The sequence below is a fragment of the Rhodococcoides corynebacterioides NBRC 14404 genome (assembly GCF_001894765.1).
GTDB classification, from domain to species: domain Bacteria; phylum Actinomycetota; class Actinomycetes; order Mycobacteriales; family Mycobacteriaceae; genus Rhodococcoides; species Rhodococcoides corynebacterioides.
Window position 1 is genome coordinate 19,456 of the sequence record NZ_BCWV01000005.1, and the last position, 23,976, is coordinate 43,431.

Here is a 23,976-nt window from a genome sequence, read left to right on the forward strand (position 1 = left end):
GGCGTCGTGAACGATCAGCTGGCGTAGGAGCGCAACCGCTCGGCGCGGTCGCCCTGGCGCAGCTTCCCCATGACCTCGCGCTCGATCTGACGCACTCGCTCGCGGGACAGACCGAACAGCTTGCCGATCTGGTCGAGCGTGCGCGGCTGCCCGTCGTCGAGGCCGTAGCGCAACCGGATCACCTGCTGCTCCCGCTCGTCGAGGGTGGCCAGCACGCTGCGCACGTCGGTGTGCAACAGGCCGGCGATGACGGCGTTCTCGGCGGACGTGGCCTCCGAGTCCTCGATGAAGTCACCCAGTGGCGCTTCCTCGTCGCTGCCGACCGGCATGTCGAGGCTCACCGGGTCCCGGCTGTGATCGAGCAGATCGGCAATCTTCTCGACCGGAATGCCCGACTCCTCGGCCAGCTCCTCGTCCGTGGCCTCGCGACCGAGCTGCTGATGCAGTTCGCGCTTGATGCGGGCGAGCTTGTTGACCTGCTCGACGAGGTGGACGGGCAGGCGGATGGTGCGGCTCTGATCGGCCATGCCGCGGGTGATGGCCTGACGGATCCACCAGGTGGCGTAGGTCGAGAACTTGAAGCCCTTGGCGTAGTCGAACTTCTCCATCGCGCGGATCAGTCCGAGGTTGCCCTCCTGGATGAGGTCGAGCAACGGCATGCCGCGGCCGGTGTACCGCTTGGCGAGGGACACGACGAGCCGGAGATTGGCCTCGAGCAGGTGCGCCCGGGCGGAACGACCCTCGCGAACGATGGTGGCCAGATCACGCTTCTTGGCGGCCGTGAGGCGCTTGCCGGTGGCGAGAACGTGGGCGGCGTAGAGGCCTGCCTCGATCTTCTTGGCCAGCTCGACTTCCTCGGCAGCGGTGAGCAGTGCGGTACGGCCGATACCGTTCAGGTAGACGCGCACGAGGTCCGCAGCCGGGCTCTGGGCATCGAGATCGGCTTCGCTCGGGCGCGGACGAACGGTGGTGGGGCTGGTCATGACGTGCCTCCTGATCGGTGGTGTCTCACCCGCTACAACGTCGAGACACTCCCCGAAAGTTCCCACCGCGTCCGGCCGTCAAACCACCTGGCCTGCGGATTCGTGCCTCGTGCCCTGAGAAGTTGCTGAGAGAAAGGATCGGTCCGCCGACAGCGCGGTCACGGGGAACCGGCCGGCCGAACGAGCCCGTGCATCACCAGTCCGGAGACCAGGGCCACCGCGCCCGGCATCAGCTCGTCGGCGTCGACCCCGCGCGCCGCGGCCAGCAACTCCACCACATCGGCCAGCGGCAGGCCGTCCTCCCGCAACCCGGCGAGCAGCGCGGCGCCGTCCTCGTCGATCTCGTGCTGCCATGCCGGGCCGTCGCCCCGGTGCACCCGACGAACCACCGTCGACCAGCCGCCGTCGGGGTCGGGGAGGGCGACGTCCTCGTACGCGGTCGCAGGGTCCACCGCGAAGCGCTCCGCGGCCACGTCCCGGGTGCGCAGCCAGTCGAGTCGGTCGAACACGTCGAGGGCCTCGTCGCCGAGGGGGTCCTCGAGACCGTGGCGGAGGTCCTCCGCGAGCACGCTCGTGGGACGGTCGGTGCGTCGCAGATAGACGAAGCCGAAGCCGACACCGGTGACGTCGGCGTCCTCGAGGCGTGCCAGCCACCGCTCGGCCAGCGCGTCCGCCGCCGGTGTGCGGGGGTCGAGTCCGCCGTCGCGCAACCAGGTCCCCACGTGCAGGGCAGGATCGGCGACGTCGCGCTGCACGATCCAGGCATCCACGCCGTGATCGGGGAGCCACGACGCCACTCGCGAGCGCCAGTCCTCTCCGTCGACGTGGATCCAGGCAGCGAGCAGTGTGGCGGTCCCGCCGAGTTCGAGGTGCTCCGGCGCGGTGGACACCACCGTCCGGCTCGCGCCGTCGAGGTCGAGCCCGGAGTCGCGGTAGGAGTGGGTCACGTCCCCCGTGCCCACGACGAACGGGGGATTGGCCACGATGCGGTCGAACCGCCGGCCGGCCACCGGGTCGAACCACGGGCCCGTCAGTACCTCGACGTCCAGGTCGTTCAGCGCCGCCGTCACGCGCGCCAGCACGACGGCCCGCGCGGACAGATCGGTGGCGGTGACCCGGGCGGCGTAGTCGCACGCGTGCACTGCCTGCACTCCGCACCCGGTGCCGAGATCGAGGAGCGTCACCGGAGCGTCGGTGCGCGTGGGCGTGGCTCGCACCAGGGACAGGGAGGCGTGACCGACGCCGAGTACGTGGTCGGCGCCGATGGCCACCTCCCGGGTGCTGCCGTCGATGTCCGAGACCACCCAGCGGGTGCCGTGGCCGAGGTCGAGCGGCCGGACGTCGAGGAGAGCGCGAACCGTCGTGGCGTTCGGACGGGCGAGCAGCCCGCCGCGCTCGGCGTCGGCCGGATCGACCGGTGTCAGGGCGTTCCGGGCCGCCTCGGCGTCGACGTCGTCGGCCAGGAGGAACAGGCGCACCAGCGTGCCGAGGTCGCCCAGCGCACGGCAGCGGCGACGTACCGGGGTGGGCTCGCCCCGGCCCAGCGCGTCGTGCACGTCGGAACCCAGCGCGGCCAGAATCCCGTCGGCCGTGAAGCCCGCGCGCTCGAACGCCTCGCGCAGCGGCTGCGCGAGGCGAAGGAGGATGGGCTCGTCGATCGGTGGGGAGTCGGCGGGATGCGTCGGGTCTGCTCCGGTCACGCGCACGAGCGTAGCCAGGGAGCGGACGCCGCTCAGGTGCCGACGGTGCCCGGACGCTTCGCCGTCACCGCCGGGCGACTCGACGCGTCGTCACGGGGTTTCTCGTCGAACTCCGCGTCGACCGTCACCACCGGGTGGCTCGAGGACTCGAGCGCGGTGGTGTTCTGCGCCCGCCAGCCGTAGCGGCTCGGCTCGTCGTCGGTCCGCGGCGGGCGATCGTTCGCGATCAGCACCGCCATCCACGGCAGCGGGATGGACGCACCGACGATCGCCATCGCGATCCACGGGTTCTGCCACGCGGCGTACGCGAGCGCCGCGAGGACCAGCGCCGGGATGCGGAACGACATGATGAAGAGGTATTTGCGGACACGCGCGCGGTGTTGCTCCTCGACCGACGTGTGTGCCTCGGTGATCAGAACCGCCCGGCGAACATCCTCTCGGGCGGCCTGGCGTGAGGTGCCGTCTTGTGCCATGACTCCACTGTGTCACTGTTGAACGAACTGTGCAGTAATCCTGGTCGTGACATGTCCGACGCCCGCGTCGGGAACAACCGTCATAATCGAGGAATGAGCAGCACGCAGACCATCGAACGGCCCGATGTCACCACCGACGAGACCACCGACGACGACACTCCCAAGTTCTTCCACTACGTCAAGAAGAACAAGATCGCCGAGAGTGCGGTCATGGGTACGCACGTCGTCGCGCTGTGCGGAGAGGTCTTCCCGGTGACCAAGTCGGCCAAGCCCGGATCGCCGGTGTGCCCGGAGTGCAAGAAGGTCTACGACGGCTTGCGCAAGGGGGACTGAGCCGGATCCGGCCGCGGGGACCGACCGCGAGTCGCCTCGGGCCGGTCGTCTCCCCGGCCGTCCTGGCGACCGAGCCTGATGGGCCCGGTCGCCAGCCGCCCGAGCGCCCCGGTGGCCGGCTCGACGGCCTTCGTGTTCACCCAGTCCTTCACCTGCTCGAGCCGCGAGGCGCGAGCAGGCCAGAACTCCTGCACGGTCGCGTTGAACTCCGCGCCGAGGACCACGGCGAAGCCGAGGAAGAACGTGAAGAGCAGGAAGGCGATCGGCGTGGCCAGCGCGCCGTAGGTGTAGCCCGTTCCGGTCACCCAGGACAGGTAGGAGCGCAGCACCGCGCTGGCGATCATGAAGAACACGCCGGCGAGCAACGCGCCGCCGAGGAGTCGGTGCCACGGCAGCGAGGTGTGCAACGCCACCTTGTACAGCGTGGTCAGTCCGACGATGAGCAGCAGACCCACGCCGGGGTAGTAGGCGACGTCGATGACGGTGGATCCGATTTCGTACCAGGACGACGGAAGCACGCGGCCGATCATCGCCGGCCCGAGGGCGACGAGTGGCAGCACGAACACCGCCACGATCAGGAATCCCACGTAGAGGAGCAGGGCGAAGATGCGCTGCCACACCGGATTGCGCGCGTCCTGCTGCCCGTGCGCGGCGACGATCGAGTCCACGAACGTGGAGATCGCCGACGATCCCGCCCAGAGCGAGAGCAGGAAACCCACCGACACCACCGGGCCGTGGCCGCTCGCGAGGATGTCCTGGACCGTGGGGCCGATGATCTCGTCCACCACGTTGTCGCTGAACAGCGTGCCGCTGAAGGTGAGGATCTTGGACTCGATGATGTCGAGCGTGTTCGGGCCGAACCAGGCGGCCACGGACGTGAGGCTCCCGAGCAGCGCCAGGATCAGCGGCGGCAGCGACAGCGTCTGCCAGAACGCGGCCGTCGCGGACTCCGAGAAGATCGAGTCGTCCCACGCCTTGCTCGCGGTGCGCGCGACGACGCGCCACGCCGTCGTCAGCGGTCGGCCCGGCACCGGCCCGCGGGCGTCGGCCGTCGCCGTGTCGGGCGAGTCGGTCGGGTTCGGATTCTCGGGCGCGGACATGGTCCTTCCAGCATGACGGACGGCGCGGGAAGATGCGGCGGTGCCGGGCGGCGTGTCACCGCGCGGCCGCGTCGGGCACCTCGACGGGACCGCGTGCTGGGGATTGGTCGGTCCGTCGCGTGGGCCGCTAGGGTTGCCCGCGGTGTGTACGAGAGCGGTGTGGTCGAGAGCGGTGTGTACGAAGCGAGTGAGCCGGACGGGAGTTCCATGCCACGGACGGAGCCGGTTCGCGTGAGGCCGCCCGCAGTGTCGACCGGGGCCGGGGTGGGCCGATGACGGCCGGTGTCGACGACACGCCGCGCGGCGCCACGGGGGTGTCGCTCCCACCGCTGCGCGCCTGGCAGCGACGAGCGCTGACCAAGTACCTGTCCGCGGGTCCCCGCGACTTCCTGGCCGTTGCGACGCCGGGTGCGGGCAAGACCACCTTCGCGCTGCGCGTCGCCCTGGAGTTGCTCGCCGACCGCACCGTGGATCGCGTGACGGTCGTCGCGCCGACCGAGCACCTCAAGCATCAGTGGGCGGAGGCTGCGGCCCGCGTGGGCCTGGCGTTCGACTCCCGCTTCTCCAACAGCACGGGGTCGACGTCGGCGGACTACCACGGCATCGTCGTCACCTACGCCCAGGTGGCGTCGCATCCGGCCCGTCACCGGGTCCGCACCGAGTCCTATCGCACCCTCGTGATTCTCGACGAGATCCACCACGGCGGGGACGCCAAGAGCTGGGGCGAGGGCATCCGGGAGGCCTACGGCGACGCGACGCGGCGTCTGGCGCTGACCGGAACGCCGTTCCGCAGCGACGACAGCCCCATCCCGTTCGTCTCCTACGAGCCGGACGAGGAGGGCCTGCCGCGGTCACGGGCGGACCACAGTTACGGCTACGCGGACGCGCTGGCCGACGGGGTCGTGCGCCCGGTGGTGTTCCTGGCCTACTCGGGCGAGGCGCGGTGGCGCAACAGCGCCGGCGACGAGTTCTCCGCTCGACTGGGCGAGCCGCTCAGCGCCGAGCAGACCGCGCGGGCGTGGCGCACGGCGCTGGATCCGTCGGGGGAGTGGGTGCCGTCGGTGCTGACGGCGGCCAACACTCGTCTGCACCAGTTGCGCGCGGGCGGCATTCCCGACGCCGGCGGCCTGGTCATCGCGTCCGATCAGACCACGGCGCGCGCCTACGCCGGCATCCTCGAGGCACTCACGGGGGAGACTCCCACGCTGGTCCTGTCCGACGACCCGACCTCGTCGTCACGCATTGCCGAGTTCGGGGCCGGCACGTCGGCGTGGATGGTGGCGGTGCGCATGGTGTCCGAGGGCGTCGACGTGCCGCGCCTGGCCGTGGGCGTCTACGCGACGAGCGCGTCGACGCCGCTGTACTTCGCGCAGGCGATCGGACGGTTCGTGCGGTCGCGCCGCAAGGGCGAGACCGCGAGCGTCTTCCTGCCGTCCGTTCCGGTGTTGCTGGACCTCGCGAGCAAGCTCGAGGCGCAGCGGGACCACGTGATCGGCAAGCCGCACCGGGAGAAGGACGGTCTCGACGACGATCTGCTGGCGGACGCGAACCAGCAGAAGGACGAGCCCGGTGAGGAGGAGAAGGCCTTCACGGCCCTGGGTGCCGACGCCGAACTCGACCAGGTGATCTACGACGGGTCGTCGTTCGGGACGGCGACGTTCTCGGGCAGCGACGAGGAGGCGGATTATCTGGGTCTGCCCGGTCTGCTGGACGGGGACCAGATGAGGGCCCTGCTGCGCAAGCGTCAGAGCGACCAACTCGCGGCGCCGGGTCCCGCCGCGCCCACGGCGCCCACGGCGCCCACCCCCGATGCTCCTGCCGGTACGGGGCGCGCGGGCGACGCTGCGAAGCTCGCGGAGCTGCGCAAGGAACTGAACTCGCTGGTGGCGATGCAGCATCACCGCACCGGCAAGGCCCACGGCATCATTCACGGCGAACTGCGGCGCACCTGCGGCGGTCCGCCGACGGCCATCGCGACGGCCGAGCAACTCGCCGAACGTATCGCCGCTCTGCGGTCCTGGTGATGCCGGCCCGCTGACACGGACATCCGTCGCGGGCCCCGGAGACGACGACGGCGGGCGACCACCGAAGTGGTCGCCCGCCGTCGGGTCGTGGGAGTCGGGGCTCAGGCCATCGCGTCGGCGTCGGTGACGATCGTCGCGTTCATCTCGCGAAGTCGGTCCTCGTGCTCGTTGGCGTGGTGGCGGCAGAAGAGAAGCTCACCGCCGGTGGCGAGGACGGCGCGTACCCGTGCGCCTGCGCCACAGCGGTCGCATCGGTCCGCCGCTGTGAGGGTCGTGTCTGTCATCAATCCGGGCATGACGCCTCCGTACTGACCGCGACTCACGGTCCTGGGATCGGTCCTCCGCGCCGGTGCGACGCGGTTCGTTCACTCTGTCAGACGTATAGCCGTCGTGCCTTGTTCCCACGCAGGACACGATGTGTTGTCACTAACACGAAACATGCTGGCCAGGGGCGTCGGCGTCGGACGCGTTCGCTGAGGGCAGAACGTCGGGGCGGGGTCCGGACCCTCGGCGAGGGTCGGCCGCGAGCCCTCGCTAGCGTTCTCGGCGTGGCCCTCGACGTGACGCGCACCGCACCGCGCACCTTTCCCGGGTGGGCGGTTCCGGGTGTCTTCGTCGTCGGTGCGGTGGCGCAGTACCTCGGTGCCGCCGTGGGGGTCTTCCTCTTCGATACGACGTCGCCGACGACGGTCGCGTGGCTCCGCGCCGCCGGCGCCGCCGTGATCCTGCTCGCGTGGCGCCGTCCGTGGCGTACGCGGTGGACCCGGCGGTCCGTGGTCGCCGCGACGGGCTTCGGCGTGGTGACCGTGGCCATGAATCTCGCCTTCTACGAGGCGATCGCGCGCATCCCGCTCGGGACGGCCGTGGCCATCGAGTTCCTCGGACCGGTTGCGGTGGCCGCCCTGGGGTCGCGACGGCCGCGGGACGTGCTCGCACTGGTTCTGGTGGTCGTGGGCGTCGCGCTGGCCGCGGGTGCGACCGGTGACGTCGGCGTCGCGGGAGTGGCCTTCGCGCTCACGGCAGCCGCGCTCTGGGCCGCCTACGTGGTGCTCGGCACGGTGGTCGCCGACGCCGGCCGCGGGCTCGATTCTCTGGCGGTCGGCATGGGAGCTGCGACCGTGCTCCTGGCCCCGATCGGACTCACCCCGCAGCTGCTGGCGGACCCCGGCGTGTTCGCCCACCCCGCGACGTGGCTCCTGGGCCTGGGCATCGGCCTGCTGTCGTCGGTGGTGCCCTACGCGCTCGATCAGGTCGTCCTGCGCTCGGTCGGCCGGGCGCGTTTCGCCCTCCTGCTGGCTCTGCTCCCCACCACGGCGACGGTGGTCGGATTCCTCGTGCTGCGTCAGCTCCCCACCGCAGGTGAGGGCCTGGGCATCGCGTTGGTCGTCGTCGCGGTGGCTCTCGGGGGCGTCGAACGCCGTCCCCGCCCCGAACCCGACCCCTCACCGACAGGACGGACATGACGGATCTTCTGCACCTGTGCAGCGACGACGAGTGGGCGACGTACCGCGCGGCCGGGGAGGTTGCGCCGCCGTCGTTGGCGACGGACGGATTCGTCCATCTCTCGACGCCCGAGCAGGTCCATCTGCCGGCGAACCGACTCTTCCGCGGGCGCACGGACCTGGTGGTCCTCCACGTCGATCCCGAGGCATTGCCCGCCGAGGTGAGGTGGGAGCCGGGAGTGCCCGGCGACCCGGCGTCGATGCTCTTCCCGCACCACTACGGTGCGATCCCGGTCGACGCCGTGCGTCGAGCGGAACCGTGTCCGCCCGGCGACGACGGCCTGTTCGGCGGGTGACGCCGAGCCGTGGTCACCGGGCGGTGAACGGGGTGGTGATCGAGTCGATCAGTCCAGGTAGTCGCGCAGCACCTGGGACCGGCTGGGGTGGCGCAGCTTGGACATCGTCTTCGACTCGATCTGGCGGATGCGCTCACGCGTGACGCCGTAGACCTGCCCGATCTCGTCGAGCGTGCGGGGCTGGCCGTCGGTGAGGCCGAAGCGCAGGCGGACCACGCCGGCCTCGCGCTCGGAGAGCGTCTCGAGCACGGACTGCAGCTGATCCTGCAGGAGGGTGAAGGACACGGCGTCGACGGCGACCACGGCCTCCGAGTCCTCGATGAAGTCACCGAGCTGGCTGTCGCCCTCGTCGCCGATGGTCTGATCGAGAGAGATCGGCTCACGCGCGTACTGCTGGATCTCCAGCACCTTCTCCGGCGTGATGTCCATTTCCTTCGCCAGTTCCTCCGGCGTGGGCTCGCGGCCCAGATCCTGGAGGAGTTCACGCTGGATACGGCCGAGCTTGTTGATGACCTCGACCATGTGCACGGGGATGCGGATGGTGCGGGCCTGGTCGGCCATCGCGCGGGTGATGGCCTGACGGATCCACCACGTCGCGTAGGTGGAGAACTTGTAGCCCTTGGTGTAGTCGAACTTCTCGACCGCACGGATCAGACCGAGGTTGCCTTCCTGGATGAGGTCGAGGAAGGCCATACCGCGGCCGGTGTAGCGCTTGGCCAGCGAGACCACGAGGCGGAGGTTCGCCTCGAGGAGATGGTTCTTGGCGCGGTTGCCGTCGCGGCAGATCCAGTTCATGTCCCGGCGCTGCGCGACGGGCAGCTTCTCGCCCTTCTCGGCGGACTCGGCCATGAGCTGCGTGGCGTACAGGCCCGCCTCGATGCGCTTGGCCAGTTCCACCTCCTCCTCGGCGTTGAGGAGCGCGACCTTGCCGATCTGCTTGAGGTAGGCGCGGACCGAGTCGGCCGAGGCGGTGAGCTCGGCGTCCTTGCGGGCCTGCCGCAGGGCTTCCGACTCCTCCTCGTCCCACACGAAGTCGCCGGACGCCTTGTCCTCCGCGGTGGGCTCCGGCGTGGCCTCGTCCTCGCCGTCCTCACCGACGGCGACGACCTCGACCACGTCGGTCTCGGCGGCGAGTTCGCCCTCCGGGACGTCGAGATCGGCAATGTCGCCGGGGTTCTCGTCGGCGTCCTCTCCCGCGGGCGAGGTGGCCTTCTTGGCCGGAGCCTTCTTCGCTGCCGTCTTCTTGGCAGCGGCGCCGCGCGGGGCGGCCTTCTTGGCGGGGGCCTTACGAGCCGCCTTCTTGGCGGGAGCCTTCGCAGGTGCGGCAACCGCAGCGTCCGCGGTGTCGGTCGCGGTCTCTACGGTCTGACGGATGTCGGTGGCTGCCACGTACGCCCTTTCGTGACGGTGTCGTGCGGCGTCACGCCAGAGTGTTCTTCCGGCGGAGAGGTCTGTCGGATTTCCCGGCGACGAAGCCGGGGCGTGGACCATTGTAACGACCGCGCGGCAGGTTCGAGACCGCGCGAGTCGCGCGGACCGGAACGACCGCTCGGGACCGGTGTCTCAGGGCGCGACGCGGGACGTCGAGGCGAGGGCCGCCCCGACGATGCCCGCCGTGTTGCGCAGGGTGGCGGGCTGCACGGGAGTGCGATTGGTCAGCATCGGGATCCACTTCTCGGCCTTCCGGCTGATCCCGCCGCCGGCGATGAACAGGTCGGGCCAGAACAGGTCCTCGATCCGTTCCAGCACGCGGGACACCTCCTTGGCCCACTGCTTGTAGGAGAGGTCGTTCTCCTCCTTGACGCGGGACGCGGCGCGGTGCTCGGCCTCCTTGCCGTCGACCTCCATGTGCCCGAGCTCGGTGTTGGGCAGCAGGACGCCGTTCTGCAGGATGGCCGAGCCGATCCCGGTGCCGAACGTCAGCAGGATGACCACGCCCTTGGTGTCCCGGCCACCCCCGAACTTGTCCTCGGCGATTCCGGCGGCATCCGCGTCGTTGAGCACGGTCACCGCCCGACCGCCGAGATGTTCGGAGAACAGTGCACCGGCGTCCGTGCCGATCCACGCCTGGTCGACGTTCGCGGCCGTGCGTGCGACGCCGCCCGTCACGACGCAGGGCAGGGTGATGCCGACGTCGCCGGTCCACTCGAAGTGGTCGACGATGGCGCGGACGGTCTCGGCCACGGCCTGCGGCGTCGACGGCTGCGGGGTCTCGATCTTGTGCCGGTCGCCGACGAGTTCACCGGTGGCGAGGTCGACGATGCCGCCCTTGACGCCGCTGCCGCCGACGTCGACACCGAACCCCCGACCCGACGGGGCGGTGCCGGTCCGGTCGGCGATGGACACGGGTCCGGGATCGGTGGGGCCGTTCGACATGCGTGCATCCTCCTCGGGCAGCGGGCGAGCGGAACCGGCGCTCGCGAATCACCCTAGTTGTTCCCGGCGGGTCCGGGACGGGGCGGCGCGTCGGTCGGGGATGTGGTCGGATCGAGCAATGACTTCGTCGATGGAACCCCCCGTGCCCGCCGACCGCCCGCGCGCCGACGACGACCCGGACACGCTGCAGCGCATCGCGGTCGAGGTCGCCCGCGAGGCCGGTCGCCACATCGCTCGTCGTCGACCCGAGGTGTTCGGTCGCGGTGCGACCCCGGCGGCGGCGGACGCCGTGCAGTCCAAGTCGACGCCCACCGACCCGGTCACCGTGGTGGACACCGAGACCGAGCACCTGGTGCGGGAGCGACTCGCCGATCGACGGCCGGACGACGACGTTCTGGGCGAGGAAGGCGGGGGAGCGAGGCAGGCGCCGTCGGGGGTGCGCTGGGTGGTCGACCCCATCGACGGCACCGTGAACTTCCTCTACGGCCTGCCCGCCTACGCGGTGTCGGTCGCTGCGCAGGTCGACGGTCGGTCCGTCGCGGGCGCGGTGGAGGACGTCGTTCGACGCCGGACCTACGCCGCCCGACTCGGCGGCGGCGCGTGGGTCAGCGACGACGGCGGGGACTGGGTCCGCCTGTCCGTCCGCGACGTCGACGACGTCTCGATGGCGTTGGTGGCCACCGGATTCGGGTACGGCGCGGCTCGCCGCCGTCGCCAGGGCGAGATGGTGAGCGCCCTCCTGCCCCGGGTGCGCGACCTGCGCCGAGTGGGGTCGGCAGCGCTCGACCTGTGCATGGTCGCGGAGGGGCAGGTGGACGCGCACTTCGAACACGGACTCTCACCCTGGGACTGGGCCGCCGGCGCGCTGATCGCGGCGGAGGCGGGTGCGCGGGTGCGGACACCGTCGCCGCACTCGCGCAGCAGCGACGGCGAGGTCACCGTGGCGGCGGCTCCGGGGGTAGCGGACGCGTTCTCGGCCCTGCTGGACGGACTCGGGGCCCTGGACCCCATCCCGGAGTAGTCCGGTACCGGGTCAGCAGTCGACGGTGCGCGCCGCCTGCAGCAGATCGAGGTCGAGGGCCGGAGCGGGCTGGCCGGGCGGAACCTCGGCGAGCGTCCGGACCACTTCCTCGGCATCGGTGTTCGGTTGCAGCGCGCGGAAATTCGTCCCGAGCGCGAGATCGACCGTGTCGTCGGCGCGATCGTCGCGCACGAACTCGGCGCACGGAGCGACGAGCGCGACGGTGCCGGCGGCGGCGACCCCTGCCTCGCCGAATCGGATCTGGGCGATGCACTGCATGTTCTGATCGACGTACACCGGGTCGTTGCCCACCTGGACGTCGGGAGCACTGGCATAGCCGTAGTTGTTGAGGTCCGCCGCTATCTCGGCGGCCTGGCCGCCCTGACCGTTGGCGTTGAACACTCGCACCTTCGTCGCCGAGAGCGGGAGCGGTTGCGACTCGTCGACGATGCCGGCGTCGACCACCTCGCCGAGCGCGGCCGCCGTCGGTGCCGCCGGGTCGGACGGCGGCTGGGGCGCGTTGCAGGCCACCGCCTCGGTGCCGGTCTCGGTGGCGGTCAGCACGCGCACCCACACCGCGGCGCCGGCCAACGCGAGTACCACCAGCAGGATCAGGATCGGAGCCGGGCGACGGCGGCGGAACGGCCGGCCGCGGTCGTCGGTGGACGATCCCCCGGTGATGTACGAAACCACGTTGGCGGCTGCCCTTCCGTCGTCGGTCCCTGCCCGCGGCGGGTCCTGGATACGCGGGACCGGCGGGGTGTCGCGCTCACTGTAGTGGCCGCGGCCGGCCGACAGGGCGCAGGACCGAGCGGTGCTTTCGATCCGGTCGGGCGTCGGCTATTGTCTGGCGGCCCGGTCAGGAATGGACGGCCCGTCGGCGCCATCGGCGGTGCAGGTCATCCGCACCGGCCTCGGCTGCGAATGGAGGTCGAACACGGTGCCCGACAGGGCGGCGACGGCCGTATCGGGAACAACTCGACCCGAATGGCTGTTCGGCCACGAACACCGTTCGGAAGCACCGCCCGCGGTGCGACCGAGGATGTAGGCACACGAGGAACGAGTTCGTCGAACAAGAAGCGGTCGACGTCTTGCACATCCCCACGAAGGCGATCGAGAGGATCGGGGCACCCATCCCGGTCCAGCAGGAAGGTAAGGGGACACGGTCATGGCAACCGATTACGACGCACCACGGCGTACCGAATCCGACGACGTGTCGGAGGACTCGCTGGAAGAACTGAAGGCGCGACGCAACGAGGCACAGTCCTCCGTCGTCGACATCGACGAGACCGACACCGCGGAGTCGTTCGAACTGCCCGGCGCGGACCTCTCGGGCGAGGAACTCTCCGTCCGGGTCGTCCCGAAGCAGGCGGACGAGTTCACGTGTTCGAGCTGTTTCCTCGTTCATCATCGGTCGCGACTGGCCGAGGAGAACGGGGGCGCTCCGATCTGCCGCGACTGCGCGGCCTGATCGAACCGTCTCGCTCCGCAGGAATCACGTACCGGGCACCCGACCTCGTCGGGTGCCCGTTGTCGTGTCGGCCGTCTCGGCGTCCCCGGTCTCGTCCGCGCGGGGACGGCGCGGGCGAGGTCAGCTGCCGCGGACGAGGGCGGCGACCACGTCGTCCGGCCGGCGACTGCTGACGAGCCAGTACGGCGTCGGGTCGTCCGCGTCGTCGAGCACGACCAGAACCAGTGTCTTCACCCAGGACCGGTTGAGGACGAACGCCGCGGGATCGAGCTGGCGGCCGAGCGCCGCGCTCTTCGCCGACGCGGGGACCGCGGCCGCCCGCGACACGACGGACGCCGGCAACGTGGCCTTGCCCGCGAGCAGATACCGCTCACCGTCGCGCTCCACCACGCGCACGCGCGTGCGCCCCAGGCGGGCGACGATCCACACCGCGAACGGCACGAGGACCAGGTACGGCAGCCACGCGGGGACTCCGGGAGACCCCAGATGGACCTCGACCGAGAGGATCACGGCCACACCGACACCGGCGAACCAGTACCAGAGCGGAACCCCGAGCCGCTCGTCGTGCAGCACGGTCTCGGCGGTGCCCGCCCTGTTCGGACGCTGCGTGTCGTTCTCTCCCACACCACCAGGGTAGTGCGTGCGATGCGACGGTCCGCCGCGCGCGGGTCGACGGGTAACGTCGTCGTCCGTGACCGACCCCCACTCCGGACCCGACGACGGCGCGTGGGCCGTGTCGTTCCGCCGGCTCGACCCGTCCGTTCCCGTTCCGTCCCGCGCGCACGCAGGCGACGCCGGGGTGGACCTCACCGTCACCGAGGACGTCGTCATCGAGCCGGGCGCGCGCGTGCTGGTGGGAACCGGGATCGCGGTCGCTCTGCCCGTGGGAACGGTGGGGTTGATCCACCCTCGGTCCGGCCTCGCGGCGCGGACGGGATTGTCGGTGGTGAACACACCCGGCACGATCGACGCGGGTTATCGCGGCGAGATCAAGGTATGTCTGATCAACCACGACCGATCGACGCCCATCGAGCTGCGACGCGGCGATCGGGTGGCGCAGTTGGTGGTGCAACGGGTGGAGTTGCCCCGATTCGTCGAGGTGGACACCCTGGACGAGACGACGCGCGGCCACGGCGGATACGGCTCGAGCGGTGGCCACGCGGTGCTCGATCGGGTGCCACCGGTCGACGCGGGCCCCGCGGCGAGCGCGAGCGAGAAGGAGTGAGCATGTTCGGCAGGAAGAAGCGGGACACGACCGAGACCGCGGAGGCCGAGACACAGTCGGCCCTCGATACGGATGCCGGCGAGGATCTCGGCGCCGACGGCGCCCCCGACTCCGTCGACGTGGCCGACGGGACCGCCGATCCGGACAGCGGTCCCTGGTCCATCGAGGACCGGGAGGGCGAGCGCGAGGAGATCGCGCAGGGACGCCTCGATCTCGGCTCCGTGCTGTTGCCCCTCCCGGCGGGCGGCCAGTTGCAGGTCGAGATGACGCAGCAGGGCACGCCGCAGGCGGTGCACATCGTCACCCAGCACGGGAGGATCACGGTGGCCGCGTTCGCCGCACCGAAGTCGCCCGGACAGTGGCGGGAGGTGGCCACGGAACTGGCCGACACGCTGCGGCGGGACAACGCGACGGTGTCCGTCGAGAGCGGCCCGTTCGGTCGCGAGGTGGTGGGCCTGACCGCCGGCGGCGAGCTGCGCTTCATCGGCGTCGACGGCTACCGCTGGATGATCCGTGGGGTCGCGACGGGTCCGACGGGGTCCGTGGGGGCCGACTCACCGCTGGTCCAGCAGGCGCGAGCGGTCGTCGCGGGCACCATCGTGGATCGAGGTTCCGATCCCCACCCGGTGCGGACTCCGCTGCCCGTCACGCTCCCGCAGGCGCTCGCGCAGCAACTCGCGGCCGCGCAGCAGCAACAGCAGGCGGCGGCCCAGCAGCAGGCGGCGGCCCAGCAACAGGCGGCGGCCCAGCAACAGGCGGCGGCCCAGCAGCAGCCGTCCACCGAGGACCCGACCGCCGGTGGCGGTCGACGCGGCCCCTCCGGGTCGGCGATGCAACAACTGGGCTGATCGGCCACCGCCCCGGTCAGCTGTCGGCCGGGGCCAGCGCGGCCAGGGCGTCGCGGGCACACCGTCCCAGCACGGCGCTGTCCCGGCCGACCTCGTCGAGCGTCGTCGTCGCGATCGCGCCGCGTCGCGCCGCTGCCGTCCACGCCCGGGCGACGGACACCGGATGGACGGGGTCGCCGTCGACGCCGACGACGGCCACGGGCACGTCGATCGCCGCGACGTCGTCGTCCGTGGGCGATGCGTAGGCCGCCGCCGAGTCGAGCGCGTCCGGGAGCGACGGCCACTGCGACCGCCAGGACGGTGCCAGGGTGCGCGCCAGCCAGTCCGGACTGGACGCGGCCATGCGGTCCAGGGTGACCTCGAGGCCGTCGCGGCGCAGCATCTCGGCCGAACTCCGCGCCAGAACCGCGGCGGGAGCGGAGTCCGGCGCGCCCGACCAGGCCGGCATCACCGCGACGACCCCGTCCACCACCCGGTTCCCGACGCCGGAGTCGGCGCGGTCGAGGAGCCACCGCGCCGCGACCGCGGCCCCGATCGACACCCCGCCGACGAGCAGACGCCCGCCTCCGCGTCGGGCCGCCCGGACCGCGTCGTCGAGAGCGCGTCGATATCCGGCGATCAGGTCGGACGGGGTCGGATCGACCGCCACCAAGGACCATCCCGCCGCCGCCGACGCGGGGGCGAAGGACGCTCGGACGAACGCGGCGTCCGATCCGGTTCCCGGCAGCATCACGAGCGTGGTGTTCGTCATGAACGGGGCTCCTTCGGGCGCGCCCCGAGCGGTCCGTCGGACGTGACCGAGCAGACGTGCAAGGGGTGTGGTGGGCGGTGCGGCCGGGGTCTACAGTGGCGCTGACAGAAGCGAAACACCAGTCGCGGACCGCCCGCGCGAACGCTCCAGGAGCAACCATGGCACCCGCTGCCGCAGGATACTTCCGCCGGATGGCTCGGAAGTTGACCGAGGACATCGACCAGCTCGATGCCGAGGACATGGAGTCGGAGTCCAGGGCGTCCGGTGCACAACGCGCCTGCGACTGTTCTCGCGGTGACGAGGTCACCATGATCGGTCGCCTCCGCAGCGTCGAGGCGTGCAGCAAGTCCGCCAACGCCGCCGTCCAGGCCGAGTTCTTCGACGGCACCGACACGCTGTCACTCGTCTGGATGGGCCGCCGCAAGATCGCGGGCATCGAGTCCGGCACGCAGCTGCTCGTCCGCGGCCGGGTCGGCGAGCGCGACGGGCGCAAGGTCATCTACAACCCGTACTACGAGCTGCGCTCGGGGGACTGACCCCACCGCACGGCTCGGAGTTCTCCGTCCGGTCTGGCAGGGTGACCGACCATGAGCGACGCTCCGAAGATCGACACCGACGCCCCGCCGCCCACCGTGCTCGCCCAACTCGGTGGCGTCAGCGGCCTCGTGTTCTCCACCCTGCCGGTCCTGGTTTTCGTGCCCGTGAACGCGCTCGCCGGTCTCACGGCGGCCATCTGGTCCGCGCTGGGACTCGCCGTCGCCATCCTGCTCTGGCGCCTCGTGCGCCGAGATCCCGTCCAGCCCGCGATCTCGGGGTTCTTCGGTGTCGCGCTGTGCGCGTTCATCGCCCACCGCACCGGTGATGCCAAGGGGTACTTCCTGTTCGGCATCTACACCTCGCTCGTCTACGGCGGGGTGTTCCTGGTGTCGATCCTCGTGCGCCGGCCGTTGGTGGGCATCATCTGGGGTTATCTCAACGGCACCGCCAAGGAATGGCGGGGGCACGCGCGGGCCGTGCGGGCGTACGACATCGCGACGGCCGCCTGGGTCCTCGTGTTCGTCGCGCGGTATCTGGTGCAATCGCAGCTCTACGACGCCGACGAGACGGGCTGGCTCGCCGTCGCGCGCATCGCGATGGGCTGGCCGCTGGCCGCCGTCGCCTTCGGGGTCACCTTCTGGGCCGTCCGCCGGGCCGACGCGATCGTGGCCGCGGCCGACGAGCCCGACGCGGCGGCACCGGAACCCGCGCCGCGCGCCTCAGGGTCGCGCGAGTCCGAGGCAGGCGCGTAGCTCGTCCTCGACGTCCACGGTGGTCACGAACAGGAGCTCGTCGCCGCCCTCGAGCGGATCGTCGGCCTGCGGCACGATCACGCGGCCCCCGCGCAGGATGGTCACCAGGGCCGCGTCCCGCGGCAGCGTGACCTTCCGCACCGGCTTGCCCGCCAGGGGAGTCGTGGCCGGCAGCGTGATCTCGACCAGGTTCGCCTTGCCCTGACGCAGGGTCATCAGCCGAACCAGGTCGCCGACCGACACCGCCTCCTCGACCAACGACGCCAGCATCCGCGGCGTGGACACCGCCACGTCGACGCCCCAGGACCCGTCGAAGAGCCATTCGTTGCGGGGATCGTTGACCCGAGCGACGACGCGGTCGATGCCGAACTCGGTCTTGGCCAGCAGGCTCAGCACCAGGTTGGCCTTGTCGTCTCCCGTCGCGGCGATGACGACGTCGTACGACTCGATCCCGGCGTCCTCGAGGGTCGCCAGTTCGCAGGCGTCCGCGTGCACCCACTCGGCGTCCGTCACGGACTCGGGGTCGACGTGGTCGAGTTTGCGTTCGATCAGCAACACGTGATGGTCGGAACGCAGCAGCTCGCGGGCGATGGATCGCCCCACGGCGCCCGCTCCGGCGATGGCGACTCTCATACTCGGAATCCGTTTCCTTCTCGGGTCGAGGTGCGACGGTGGGCGGCGGGCGTCATTCCTCGGGGGGCGGGCTGCTCGCGAGCGCGACCGCCTCGGCGACCATGCCGTCGACGGCGGCGACCCACACTTCGTCCTCGGCCTGCAACACGGTCTTCCGGTCGGGGAGCAGCCCACTGCCGAAGCGGATGAGGAACGCCACCCGGGTTCCGGTGGTCTTCTCGAGCACCGTGACGCTGCGCCCGACCCAGCCGTCGGCGAGGTCGAGCCGGGTGACCGCGACGTTGCCGGACGGATCGCGCCACTTGGTCTGCTCGTTGTCGTGGATCAACGTGTGCAGGAAGCGATCAGTCGTCCACGGCACGGTCGCCACCGTGGGGATGCCCAGGCGTTCGTACACACGCGCACGCTTGGCGTCGTAGATCCGGGCCACCACCCGCTCCACGCCGAAGGTCTCCCGCGCGACGCGCGCGGAGATGATGTTGGAGTTGTCCCCGGAGGACACCGCGGCAAGTGCGTCGGCGCGGTCGATTCCCGCCTCCACCAGGACGTCCCGGTCGAATCCCATGCCCGTGACCCGTCGACCGGCGAAGGCGCTGCCGAGGCGGCCGAAGGCCGTGGGGTCGCGATCGATGACGGCGACCTCGTGTCCGAGGCGGGACAGGGCGGTGGCGAGCGACGATCCGACTCGGCCGCACCCCATGACGACGACGTACAACGACTGCTCCGTTCGGGGCGGAAGAAATGCGTGGGCAGGACCGACGCGCTCACGCTATCGGTCACCCTGCCCCCCGGTCGAGTCCGGCACGGCTTACGCTTCTGCCTGTGTCCAAGCTTTCGACGGCCACCAAGAGGCTGCTGCTGGGTCGGCCGTTCCGCAGCGACACGCTCGGCCACACGCTGCTGCCCAAGCGCATCGCGCTGCCCGTCTTCGCCTCCGACGCCATGTCGTCGGTCGCCTACGCGCCGGAAGAGATCTTCCTGGTGCTGTCGGTGGCCGGCATCACGGCGTACTCGTTCTCCCTCTGGATCGGCCTGGCCGTGGCCGTCGTGATGGCGGTGGTCGTCGCCAGTTATCGGCAGAACGTGCACGCCTACCCGTCCGGCGGCGGCGACTACGAGGTGGCGACCACCAACCTCGGTCCCACGGCCGGCCTGACCGTCGGCAGCGCGCTGATGGTGGACTACGTCCTCACCGTCGCCGTCTCCATCTCGGCCGCGGCGTCGAACATCGGATCTGCGGTGCCGTTCGTCGCCGAACACAAGGTGCTGTTCGCCGTCGCGGCGATCGCGGCGATCACGGCGGTGAATCTGCGCGGCGTGCGTGAGTCCGGCACCGCGTTCGCCATCCCGACGTACGCCTTCATGGTGGGCATGTTCGTCATGCTGGCGTGGGGTCTGATCCAGGTCTTCGTGCTCGGGGAGGACGTGGCGGCGGAGTCGTCGGCCTTCGATCTGCAGGCCGAGGACAGTCACCTGTACGGCATCGCGTTCGCGTTCCTGCTCGCCCGCGCGTTCTCGTCCGGCTGCGCGGCGCTGACCGGTGTGGAGGCGATCTCCAACGGCGTGCCGGCGTTCCGTAAGCCGAAGTCCCGCAACGCCGCCACCACCCTGCTGCTGCTCGGGACGATCGGCGTCACCCTGCTCATGGGCATCATCGTGCTGGCGGAGAAGATCGGGGTGAAGTACGCGGCGGACCCGGCGACCCAGCTGATCGGCGCGCCGGAGGGCTACCAGCAGAAGACGTTGATCGCGCAGCTCGCGGAGGCGGTCTTCCAGGGGTTCAGCCCGGGCTTCTACTTCATCACCATCGTCACGGCGCTCATCCTGGTCCTGGCCGCCAACACCGCGTTCAACGGCTTCCCGGTACTCGGCTCGATTCTCGCCCAGGACCGCTTCCTCCCGCGCCAGTTCCACACGCGCGGTGACCGCCTGGCGTTCAGCAACGGCATCGTCTTCCTCTCGGCCGCCGCGATCACGTTCGTCGTGGTCTTCGGCGCCGAGGTGACCAAGCTCATCCAGCTCTACATCGTCGGCGTCTTCGTCTCGTTCACCCTCAGTCAGACCGGCATGGTGCTGCACTGGACGCGGCTGCTGCGGGACGAGACCGACCCCGCGGCGCGACGACGGATGGTGCGGTCGCGGGTCGTCAACGGTATCGGTCTGGCCATGACCGGCGTGGTGCTGGTGATCGTCCTGTTGACCAAGTTCCTCGCCGGCGCGTGGATCGCGATCGCGGCCATGCTGTTCATCTTCGGGCTCATGAAGCTGATCCGGAAGCACTACGACTCCGTGACGGCGGAGCTCTCCGACGTCGAGTGGGACGGCGTGTTGCCCAGTCGCACGCACTCGATCGTGTTGGTGTCCAAGCTGCACAACCCGACGCTGCGCGCGCTCGCCTACGCGCGGGCCACACGGCCGGACACCCTCGAGGCCATCACCGTCAACGTCGACGAGGCGGACACGCGCGCGCTGGTGCGGGACTGGGAGAAGAGCGACGTGACCGTTCCGCTCAAGGTCGTCGAGTCGCCCTACCGCGAGATCACCAAGCCGGTTCTCGACTACGTCAAACGGGTCAAGCGTGACTCACCGCGCGACGTCGTGACCGTCTTCATCCCGGAGTACGTCGTCGGACACTGGTGGGAGCAGGTCCTGCACAACCAGAGCGCCCTGCGGCTCAAGAGCCGCCTGCTGTTCCAGCCCGGCGTCATGGTGACCAGCGTGCCGTGGCAGCTCAACTCGTCCGAGCGGGCCAAACGCGAGAGCTTGCAGAACGCGCCGGGCGGGTCCCGGCGAGGCTACGAGTCGCCGCGCGACGCGGGCCCCGGCGCATGAGCGAGCCCTGGACGGGCCGCGTGCTCGAGGTCGTCGTCGGCACACCGGGGCACGGTGGATTCTGCGTGGCGCGGTACGACGGCCGCGTGGTCTTCGTCCGGCACAGTCTGCCGGGGGAGACGGTGCGCGCCCTGGTCACCGAGGACACCGGGGGCAGCTTCTGCCGCGCCGACGCCGTCGAGATCGTCGAGGCCTCGCCCGATCGGATCGACCGCCTGTGTCCGATCGCCGGACCCGGCGGTTCCGGCTGCTGCGACCTGTCCCACGCGACCGAAGCGGGTGCGCGGGCGTGGGAGGCGGCGGTGGTGTCCGAACAACTGCGACGCATCGCGCACGTCGACACCGACGTCGAGGTCGAGAGCTGGGGTGAGCGGACCGGCTGGCGGACTCGGCTGCGCCTCGGGGTGGGCGGTGACGGCCGCGCCGGTTTCCATCGCGCGCGCAGCGCCGAGCTGGTCACCGACCTCGCCTGCCCGCAGTCGCCTGCCGCCGCTTACGACGGCCTCGCCGATCGCACCTGGACCCCCGGGGCGGATCTCGCCGTGGCGCTGGCGTCCGACGGCGAGCGGCACGTCGTCGAGATCGCCCCGCCGACGGCGTCGCCCGCGACCCGCGGCGGCGCCCGTCGGGGAGCGTCGTCCCGACGGGCCCGCCGGTCCGCGCCGCGCGCCCACCGCGTCGTCGTCGGCTCCGGACGGGCGTCGCAGCGCGTCGGTGATCGCGAGTGGACGGTCGACGCGCAGGGCTTCTGGCAGGCCCACCGCCGTGCCCCGGACCGATACTCGGCGGTGGTGCGAGAGTGGGCCGATGTTCGACCGGGCGACACGGTGTGGGACCTGTACTCCGGCGCCGGGGTCTTCGCGGCCGCGGTGGCCGGCGACGCCGGGAGCACCGGATCGGTCGTGGGCGTCGAGGCCGCGGCCGACGCCGTGCGCGACGGCCGCGCCGCGCTGGCCGACCTCTCGGCCGTGGATCTGCGCGCGATACCCGTGGAGCGGGCGTTCGCGCAGTTACCGGCCGACCCGGCGACCGTGATCCTCGACCCGCCGCGGGCGGGCGCCGGGAAGGCCGTGGTGGCCGCCGTCGCGGACGCCGGGCCGCGCCGGGTGGTGCACGTCGGCTGCGACCCGGCCTCCTTCGCCCGCGACCTCGGCCTCTACCTCGGACACGGCTACCGCCTCGAGCAGCTGCGCGCGTTCGACGCGTTCCCGCTCACCGGCCACGTGGAGTGCATCGCCGCCCTCGTGCGGTGAGCGGTGACTACCTGCGGTTGTAGAGCCGCATCGTGATCGGACCGAAGATCGCGAGCAGCCCCGCCGACCAGATGCCCGTCCACAGCAGAGCGTGGGTGTCCACGGCGCCGTCGGACACGCTGCGCAGGGTGGTCACCAGGTGCGACACCGGGTTGACCTCGACGAACGCCTGCAACCACCCGGGCATGGTGGCCGGGTCGACGAAGATGTTGCTGGCGAAGGTGAGCGGGAACAGCACGAGCATCGACACGCTCATGACGGCGGTCTCGCTGCGCATCATCAGCGCGAACATCGTCCACACCCACGACACGCAGAACGAGAACACCAGCAGCAGCCCCACGGCGACAACCATCCCCGGCAGACCGCCCGCCGGCCGGAAGCCGAGTGCGAACCCGAGCAGCAGCACGATGGTGGACGCCAGGGTGTAGCGCACGACGTCACCGAGGAGAGCGCCCACCAGCGGGGCCGGCCGCCACATCGGCAGCGACCGGAAGCGGTCGAACACGCCCTTCTCGATGTCCCGGTTCAGCGTCATGCCCGTGTACATGGTGATCATCACGACCGTCTGCACCAGAATGCCGGGCAGCAGGAACTGGATGTAGGCCCCCGTCGAGCCCGCCAGCGCCCCGCCGAACAGGAACGTGAACATCAGCGTGAACATGATGGGGAACATCGTCACGTCGAACAGTTGCTCGGGGACGTGCTTGATCTTCAGCAGGGCGCGCCAGCCGAAGGAGAGCGCCGTCGACGTCGCGGTCGGGCGCGCCGGCCTCGGTCCGGACGACGCGAGCAGGTCGGCGACGGACGGGGTCGTGCCCGCCGCGCGGACGCCGGACTCGGTGGTGGTCATCTGGAGGACTCTTCCTGCTCGGTGGGTCGGCCGGTGAGGGCCAGGAACACTTCGTCGAGGCTCGGTTGCCCGAGCGCGTACGTGCCGATCTCGATGCCGGCCTCGTGCAGCGCGGTGAGGCCGCGCGCCACCGCGGCCGTGTCGTCGACGATGGAGGTGAGCGCAGCCGGATCCGGCTCCTCCACCACGTCCGTGCGCAGCGTCTCCCGCAGGATCCGCGCCGCCTCGACGCGGGTGGCGGAGTCGACCACCCGCACGTGCAGGGAGCCCGATCCCACCGAGGCCTTGAGCTGACCGGTGGTGCCCTCGGCGATGACGCGACCGGAGTCGATGACGGCGACGCGGTCGGCCAACTGATCGGCCTCGTCGAGGTACTGGGTGGTGAGCAGGACCGTGGTCCCGCCCGCGACCAGTGACCGCACGATCTCCCAGACCTGGTTGCGGCTGCGCGGGTCGAGGCCGGTGGTCGGCTCGTCGAGGAACATCAGTTCGGGGGTCACGACGAGGCCGGCGGCGATGTCCACCCGCCGCCGCATTCCGCCGGAGTAGGTCTTGACCTGCTTGCTCGCCGCGGCCGACAGGTCGAACACCTGCAGCAGCAGATCCGCGCGCTCGCGTGCGGCCGGTCGGCTGTAGCCGTACAGGCGCGACAGGAGAACCAGGTTCTCCCAGCCGGTCAGATCCTCGTCCAGCGACGCGAACTGTCCCGTCAACGACACTGCCGACCGCACGGCGTCGGGCTCGGTGGCCACGTCGTGGCCGAGGACACGGGCGGACCCACCGTCGATGCTCGTCAGCGTCGCGAGCATGCGCATGGTGGTGGTCTTGCCCGCACCGTTGGGGCCGAGCACGCCGTAGACGCCGCCGCGTGGCACGGCGAGGTCGACGCCGTTCACGGCCACGGTGGACCCGAACGTCTTCGTGAGGGCGGTCGCCTCGATCGCGAGGTCGGTGGGCGGGCCCGTCTCGGTGGCACTGCGCGGGGTTGCAGTGCGCGGGGTGGCGCTGTTCGTCAT

The 23,976-nt window shown here is 71.0% G+C and carries 26 protein-coding genes; 12 read left to right on the forward strand and 14 right to left on the reverse strand.

Translation table 11 applies throughout. The features are described from left to right. Positions 1-14 precede the first annotated feature (14 nt). From RC2_RS12575 to RC2_RS12585, 3 genes are all read right to left on the reverse strand, one after another. Positions 15-983 (reverse strand): sigma-70 family RNA polymerase sigma factor, encoded by a 969-nt coding sequence (locus RC2_RS12575; RefSeq protein WP_068100856.1) that lies wholly within the window; start codon positions 981-983, stop codon positions 15-17. Between the two features lie 158 nt (positions 984-1,141). Beyond that, on the reverse strand, positions 1,142-2,641 hold the full coding sequence (locus RC2_RS12580; protein WP_068150797.1) for a DUF7782 domain-containing protein: 1,500 nt from the start codon (positions 2,639-2,641) through the stop codon (positions 1,142-1,144). Between the two features lie 74 nt (positions 2,642-2,715). After that, complete coding sequence (locus RC2_RS12585) at positions 2,716-3,156, reverse strand: DUF3099 domain-containing protein (protein ID WP_082895646.1); 441 nt, start codon at positions 3,154-3,156, stop codon at positions 2,716-2,718. A gap of 93 nt (positions 3,157-3,249) precedes the next feature. Between RC2_RS12585 and RC2_RS12590 the strand changes: the two genes are divergently transcribed. Continuing rightward, positions 3,250-3,489 carry a DUF3039 domain-containing protein gene (locus RC2_RS12590; protein ID WP_068150753.1) on the forward strand — a complete coding sequence of 80 codons (240 nt, stop codon included), beginning with the start codon at positions 3,250-3,252 and terminating at the stop codon, positions 3,487-3,489. Here RC2_RS12590 and RC2_RS12595 read toward each other — a convergent pair. Then, complete coding sequence (locus tag RC2_RS12595) at positions 3,462-4,589, reverse strand: YihY/virulence factor BrkB family protein (protein ID WP_072681481.1); 1,128 nt, start codon at positions 4,587-4,589, stop codon at positions 3,462-3,464. The genes RC2_RS12590 and RC2_RS12595 overlap by 28 nt on opposite strands. Before the next feature lie 272 nt (positions 4,590-4,861). On the opposite strand from RC2_RS12595, the gene RC2_RS12600 reads away from it, so the two are divergent. Next, positions 4,862-6,613 carry a DEAD/DEAH box helicase gene (locus RC2_RS12600; protein ID WP_068150756.1) on the forward strand — a complete coding sequence of 584 codons (1,752 nt, stop codon included), beginning with the start codon at positions 4,862-4,864 and terminating at the stop codon, positions 6,611-6,613. 101 nt (positions 6,614-6,714) lie between these two features. On the opposite strand, the gene RC2_RS12605 is transcribed toward RC2_RS12600, so the two are convergent. Further along, positions 6,715-6,909: a DUF7455 domain-containing protein gene (locus tag RC2_RS12605; protein WP_068150802.1), complete on the reverse strand. Its 195-nt coding sequence runs from the start codon at positions 6,907-6,909 to the stop codon at positions 6,715-6,717. Positions 6,910-7,161: 252 nt separating this feature from the next. Between RC2_RS12605 and RC2_RS12610 the strand changes: the two genes are divergently transcribed. Continuing rightward, complete coding sequence (locus tag RC2_RS12610; protein ID WP_068150758.1) at positions 7,162-8,076, forward strand: EamA family transporter; 915 nt, start codon at positions 7,162-7,164, stop codon at positions 8,074-8,076. After that, positions 8,073-8,411, forward strand: a complete 339-nt coding sequence (locus RC2_RS12615) for a DUF952 domain-containing protein (protein WP_068150760.1) — start codon at positions 8,073-8,075, stop codon at positions 8,409-8,411. Before RC2_RS12610 ends, RC2_RS12615 begins: the two co-directional genes overlap by 4 nt. A 48-nt stretch (positions 8,412-8,459) precedes the next feature. Here the strand turns inward: RC2_RS12615 and RC2_RS12620 are convergent, their stop codons facing one another. Both RC2_RS12620 and ppgK read right to left on the reverse strand, forming a co-directional pair. Further along, the gene (locus RC2_RS12620) at positions 8,460-9,800 is read right to left on the reverse strand and encodes an RNA polymerase sigma factor (RefSeq protein WP_068150763.1); all 1,341 of its coding nucleotides are present in this window, start codon (positions 9,798-9,800) and stop codon (positions 8,460-8,462) included. A gap of 174 nt (positions 9,801-9,974) precedes the next feature. Further along, the gene (ppgK, locus tag RC2_RS12625) at positions 9,975-10,787 is read right to left on the reverse strand and encodes a polyphosphate--glucose phosphotransferase (protein ID WP_082895648.1); all 813 of its coding nucleotides are present in this window, start codon (positions 10,785-10,787) and stop codon (positions 9,975-9,977) included. A gap of 130 nt (positions 10,788-10,917) precedes the next feature. Between ppgK and RC2_RS12630 the strand changes: the two genes are divergently transcribed. Further along, positions 10,918-11,808, forward strand: coding sequence for an inositol monophosphatase family protein (locus RC2_RS12630; protein WP_082895649.1), 891 nt, complete (start codon positions 10,918-10,920; stop codon positions 11,806-11,808). A 12-nt stretch (positions 11,809-11,820) separates the two neighbouring features. On the opposite strand, the gene cei is transcribed toward RC2_RS12630, so the two are convergent. Continuing rightward, positions 11,821-12,501, reverse strand: coding sequence for an envelope integrity protein Cei (gene cei, locus RC2_RS12635; RefSeq protein ID WP_068150766.1), 681 nt, complete (start codon positions 12,499-12,501; stop codon positions 11,821-11,823). Between the two features lie 475 nt (positions 12,502-12,976). Here cei and RC2_RS12640 point away from each other — a divergent pair, with 475 nt between their 5' ends. Continuing rightward, entirely contained in the window at positions 12,977-13,279 is a 303-nt protein-coding gene (locus RC2_RS12640; RefSeq protein ID WP_068100871.1) for a DUF4193 domain-containing protein, read from the forward strand. 120 nt (positions 13,280-13,399) lie between these two features. On the opposite strand, the gene RC2_RS18445 is transcribed toward RC2_RS12640, so the two are convergent. Beyond that, on the reverse strand, positions 13,400-13,903 hold the full coding sequence (locus RC2_RS18445) for a DUF3093 domain-containing protein (protein WP_169818402.1): 504 nt from the start codon (positions 13,901-13,903) through the stop codon (positions 13,400-13,402). A gap of 67 nt (positions 13,904-13,970) precedes the next feature. On the opposite strand from RC2_RS18445, the gene dut reads away from it, so the two are divergent. After that, positions 13,971-14,504 carry a dUTP diphosphatase gene (gene dut, locus RC2_RS12650; RefSeq protein WP_068150768.1) on the forward strand — a complete coding sequence of 178 codons (534 nt, stop codon included), beginning with the start codon at positions 13,971-13,973 and terminating at the stop codon, positions 14,502-14,504. A gap of 2 nt (positions 14,505-14,506) precedes the next feature. Continuing rightward, positions 14,507-15,352: a DUF3710 domain-containing protein gene (locus RC2_RS12655; protein WP_068150813.1), complete on the forward strand. Its 846-nt coding sequence runs from the start codon at positions 14,507-14,509 to the stop codon at positions 15,350-15,352. A gap of 16 nt (positions 15,353-15,368) precedes the next feature. Here the strand turns inward: RC2_RS12655 and RC2_RS12660 are convergent, their stop codons facing one another. After that, entirely contained in the window at positions 15,369-16,103 is a 735-nt protein-coding gene (locus RC2_RS12660) for a hypothetical protein (protein WP_068150771.1), read from the reverse strand. Positions 16,104-16,261: 158 nt separating this feature from the next. Between RC2_RS12660 and RC2_RS12665 the strand changes: the two genes are divergently transcribed. After that, positions 16,262-16,639 (forward strand): OB-fold nucleic acid binding domain-containing protein, encoded by a 378-nt coding sequence (locus tag RC2_RS12665; RefSeq protein WP_068100877.1) that lies wholly within the window; start codon positions 16,262-16,264, stop codon positions 16,637-16,639. 51 nt (positions 16,640-16,690) lie between these two features. Continuing rightward, positions 16,691-17,392, forward strand: coding sequence for a DUF3159 domain-containing protein (locus RC2_RS12670; protein ID WP_068150773.1), 702 nt, complete (start codon positions 16,691-16,693; stop codon positions 17,390-17,392). Here the strand turns inward: RC2_RS12670 and RC2_RS12675 are convergent. Next, positions 17,360-18,025, reverse strand: coding sequence for a potassium channel family protein (locus tag RC2_RS12675; protein WP_068100881.1), 666 nt, complete (start codon positions 18,023-18,025; stop codon positions 17,360-17,362). The two genes, RC2_RS12670 and RC2_RS12675, sit on opposite strands and share 33 nt — an antisense overlap. A 52-nt stretch (positions 18,026-18,077) precedes the next feature. Next, on the reverse strand, positions 18,078-18,740 hold the full coding sequence (locus tag RC2_RS12680) for a potassium channel family protein (RefSeq protein ID WP_068150777.1): 663 nt from the start codon (positions 18,738-18,740) through the stop codon (positions 18,078-18,080). Between the two features lie 107 nt (positions 18,741-18,847). Here RC2_RS12680 and RC2_RS12685 point away from each other — a divergent pair, with 107 nt between their 5' ends. Further along, positions 18,848-20,857: an APC family permease gene (locus tag RC2_RS12685; RefSeq protein WP_072681482.1), complete on the forward strand. Its 2,010-nt coding sequence runs from the start codon at positions 18,848-18,850 to the stop codon at positions 20,855-20,857. Beyond that, on the forward strand, positions 20,854-22,110 hold the full coding sequence (locus RC2_RS12690) for a class I SAM-dependent RNA methyltransferase (protein WP_068152424.1): 1,257 nt from the start codon (positions 20,854-20,856) through the stop codon (positions 22,108-22,110). Before RC2_RS12685 ends, RC2_RS12690 begins: the two co-directional genes overlap by 4 nt. A gap of 7 nt (positions 22,111-22,117) precedes the next feature. On the opposite strand, the gene RC2_RS12695 is transcribed toward RC2_RS12690, so the two are convergent. Beyond that, entirely contained in the window at positions 22,118-22,960 is an 843-nt protein-coding gene (locus RC2_RS12695; RefSeq protein ID WP_068152427.1) for an ABC transporter permease, read from the reverse strand. Continuing rightward, complete coding sequence (locus tag RC2_RS12700; protein WP_082895734.1) at positions 22,957-23,976, reverse strand: ATP-binding cassette domain-containing protein; 1,020 nt, start codon at positions 23,974-23,976, stop codon at positions 22,957-22,959. Before RC2_RS12700 ends, RC2_RS12695 begins: the two co-directional genes overlap by 4 nt.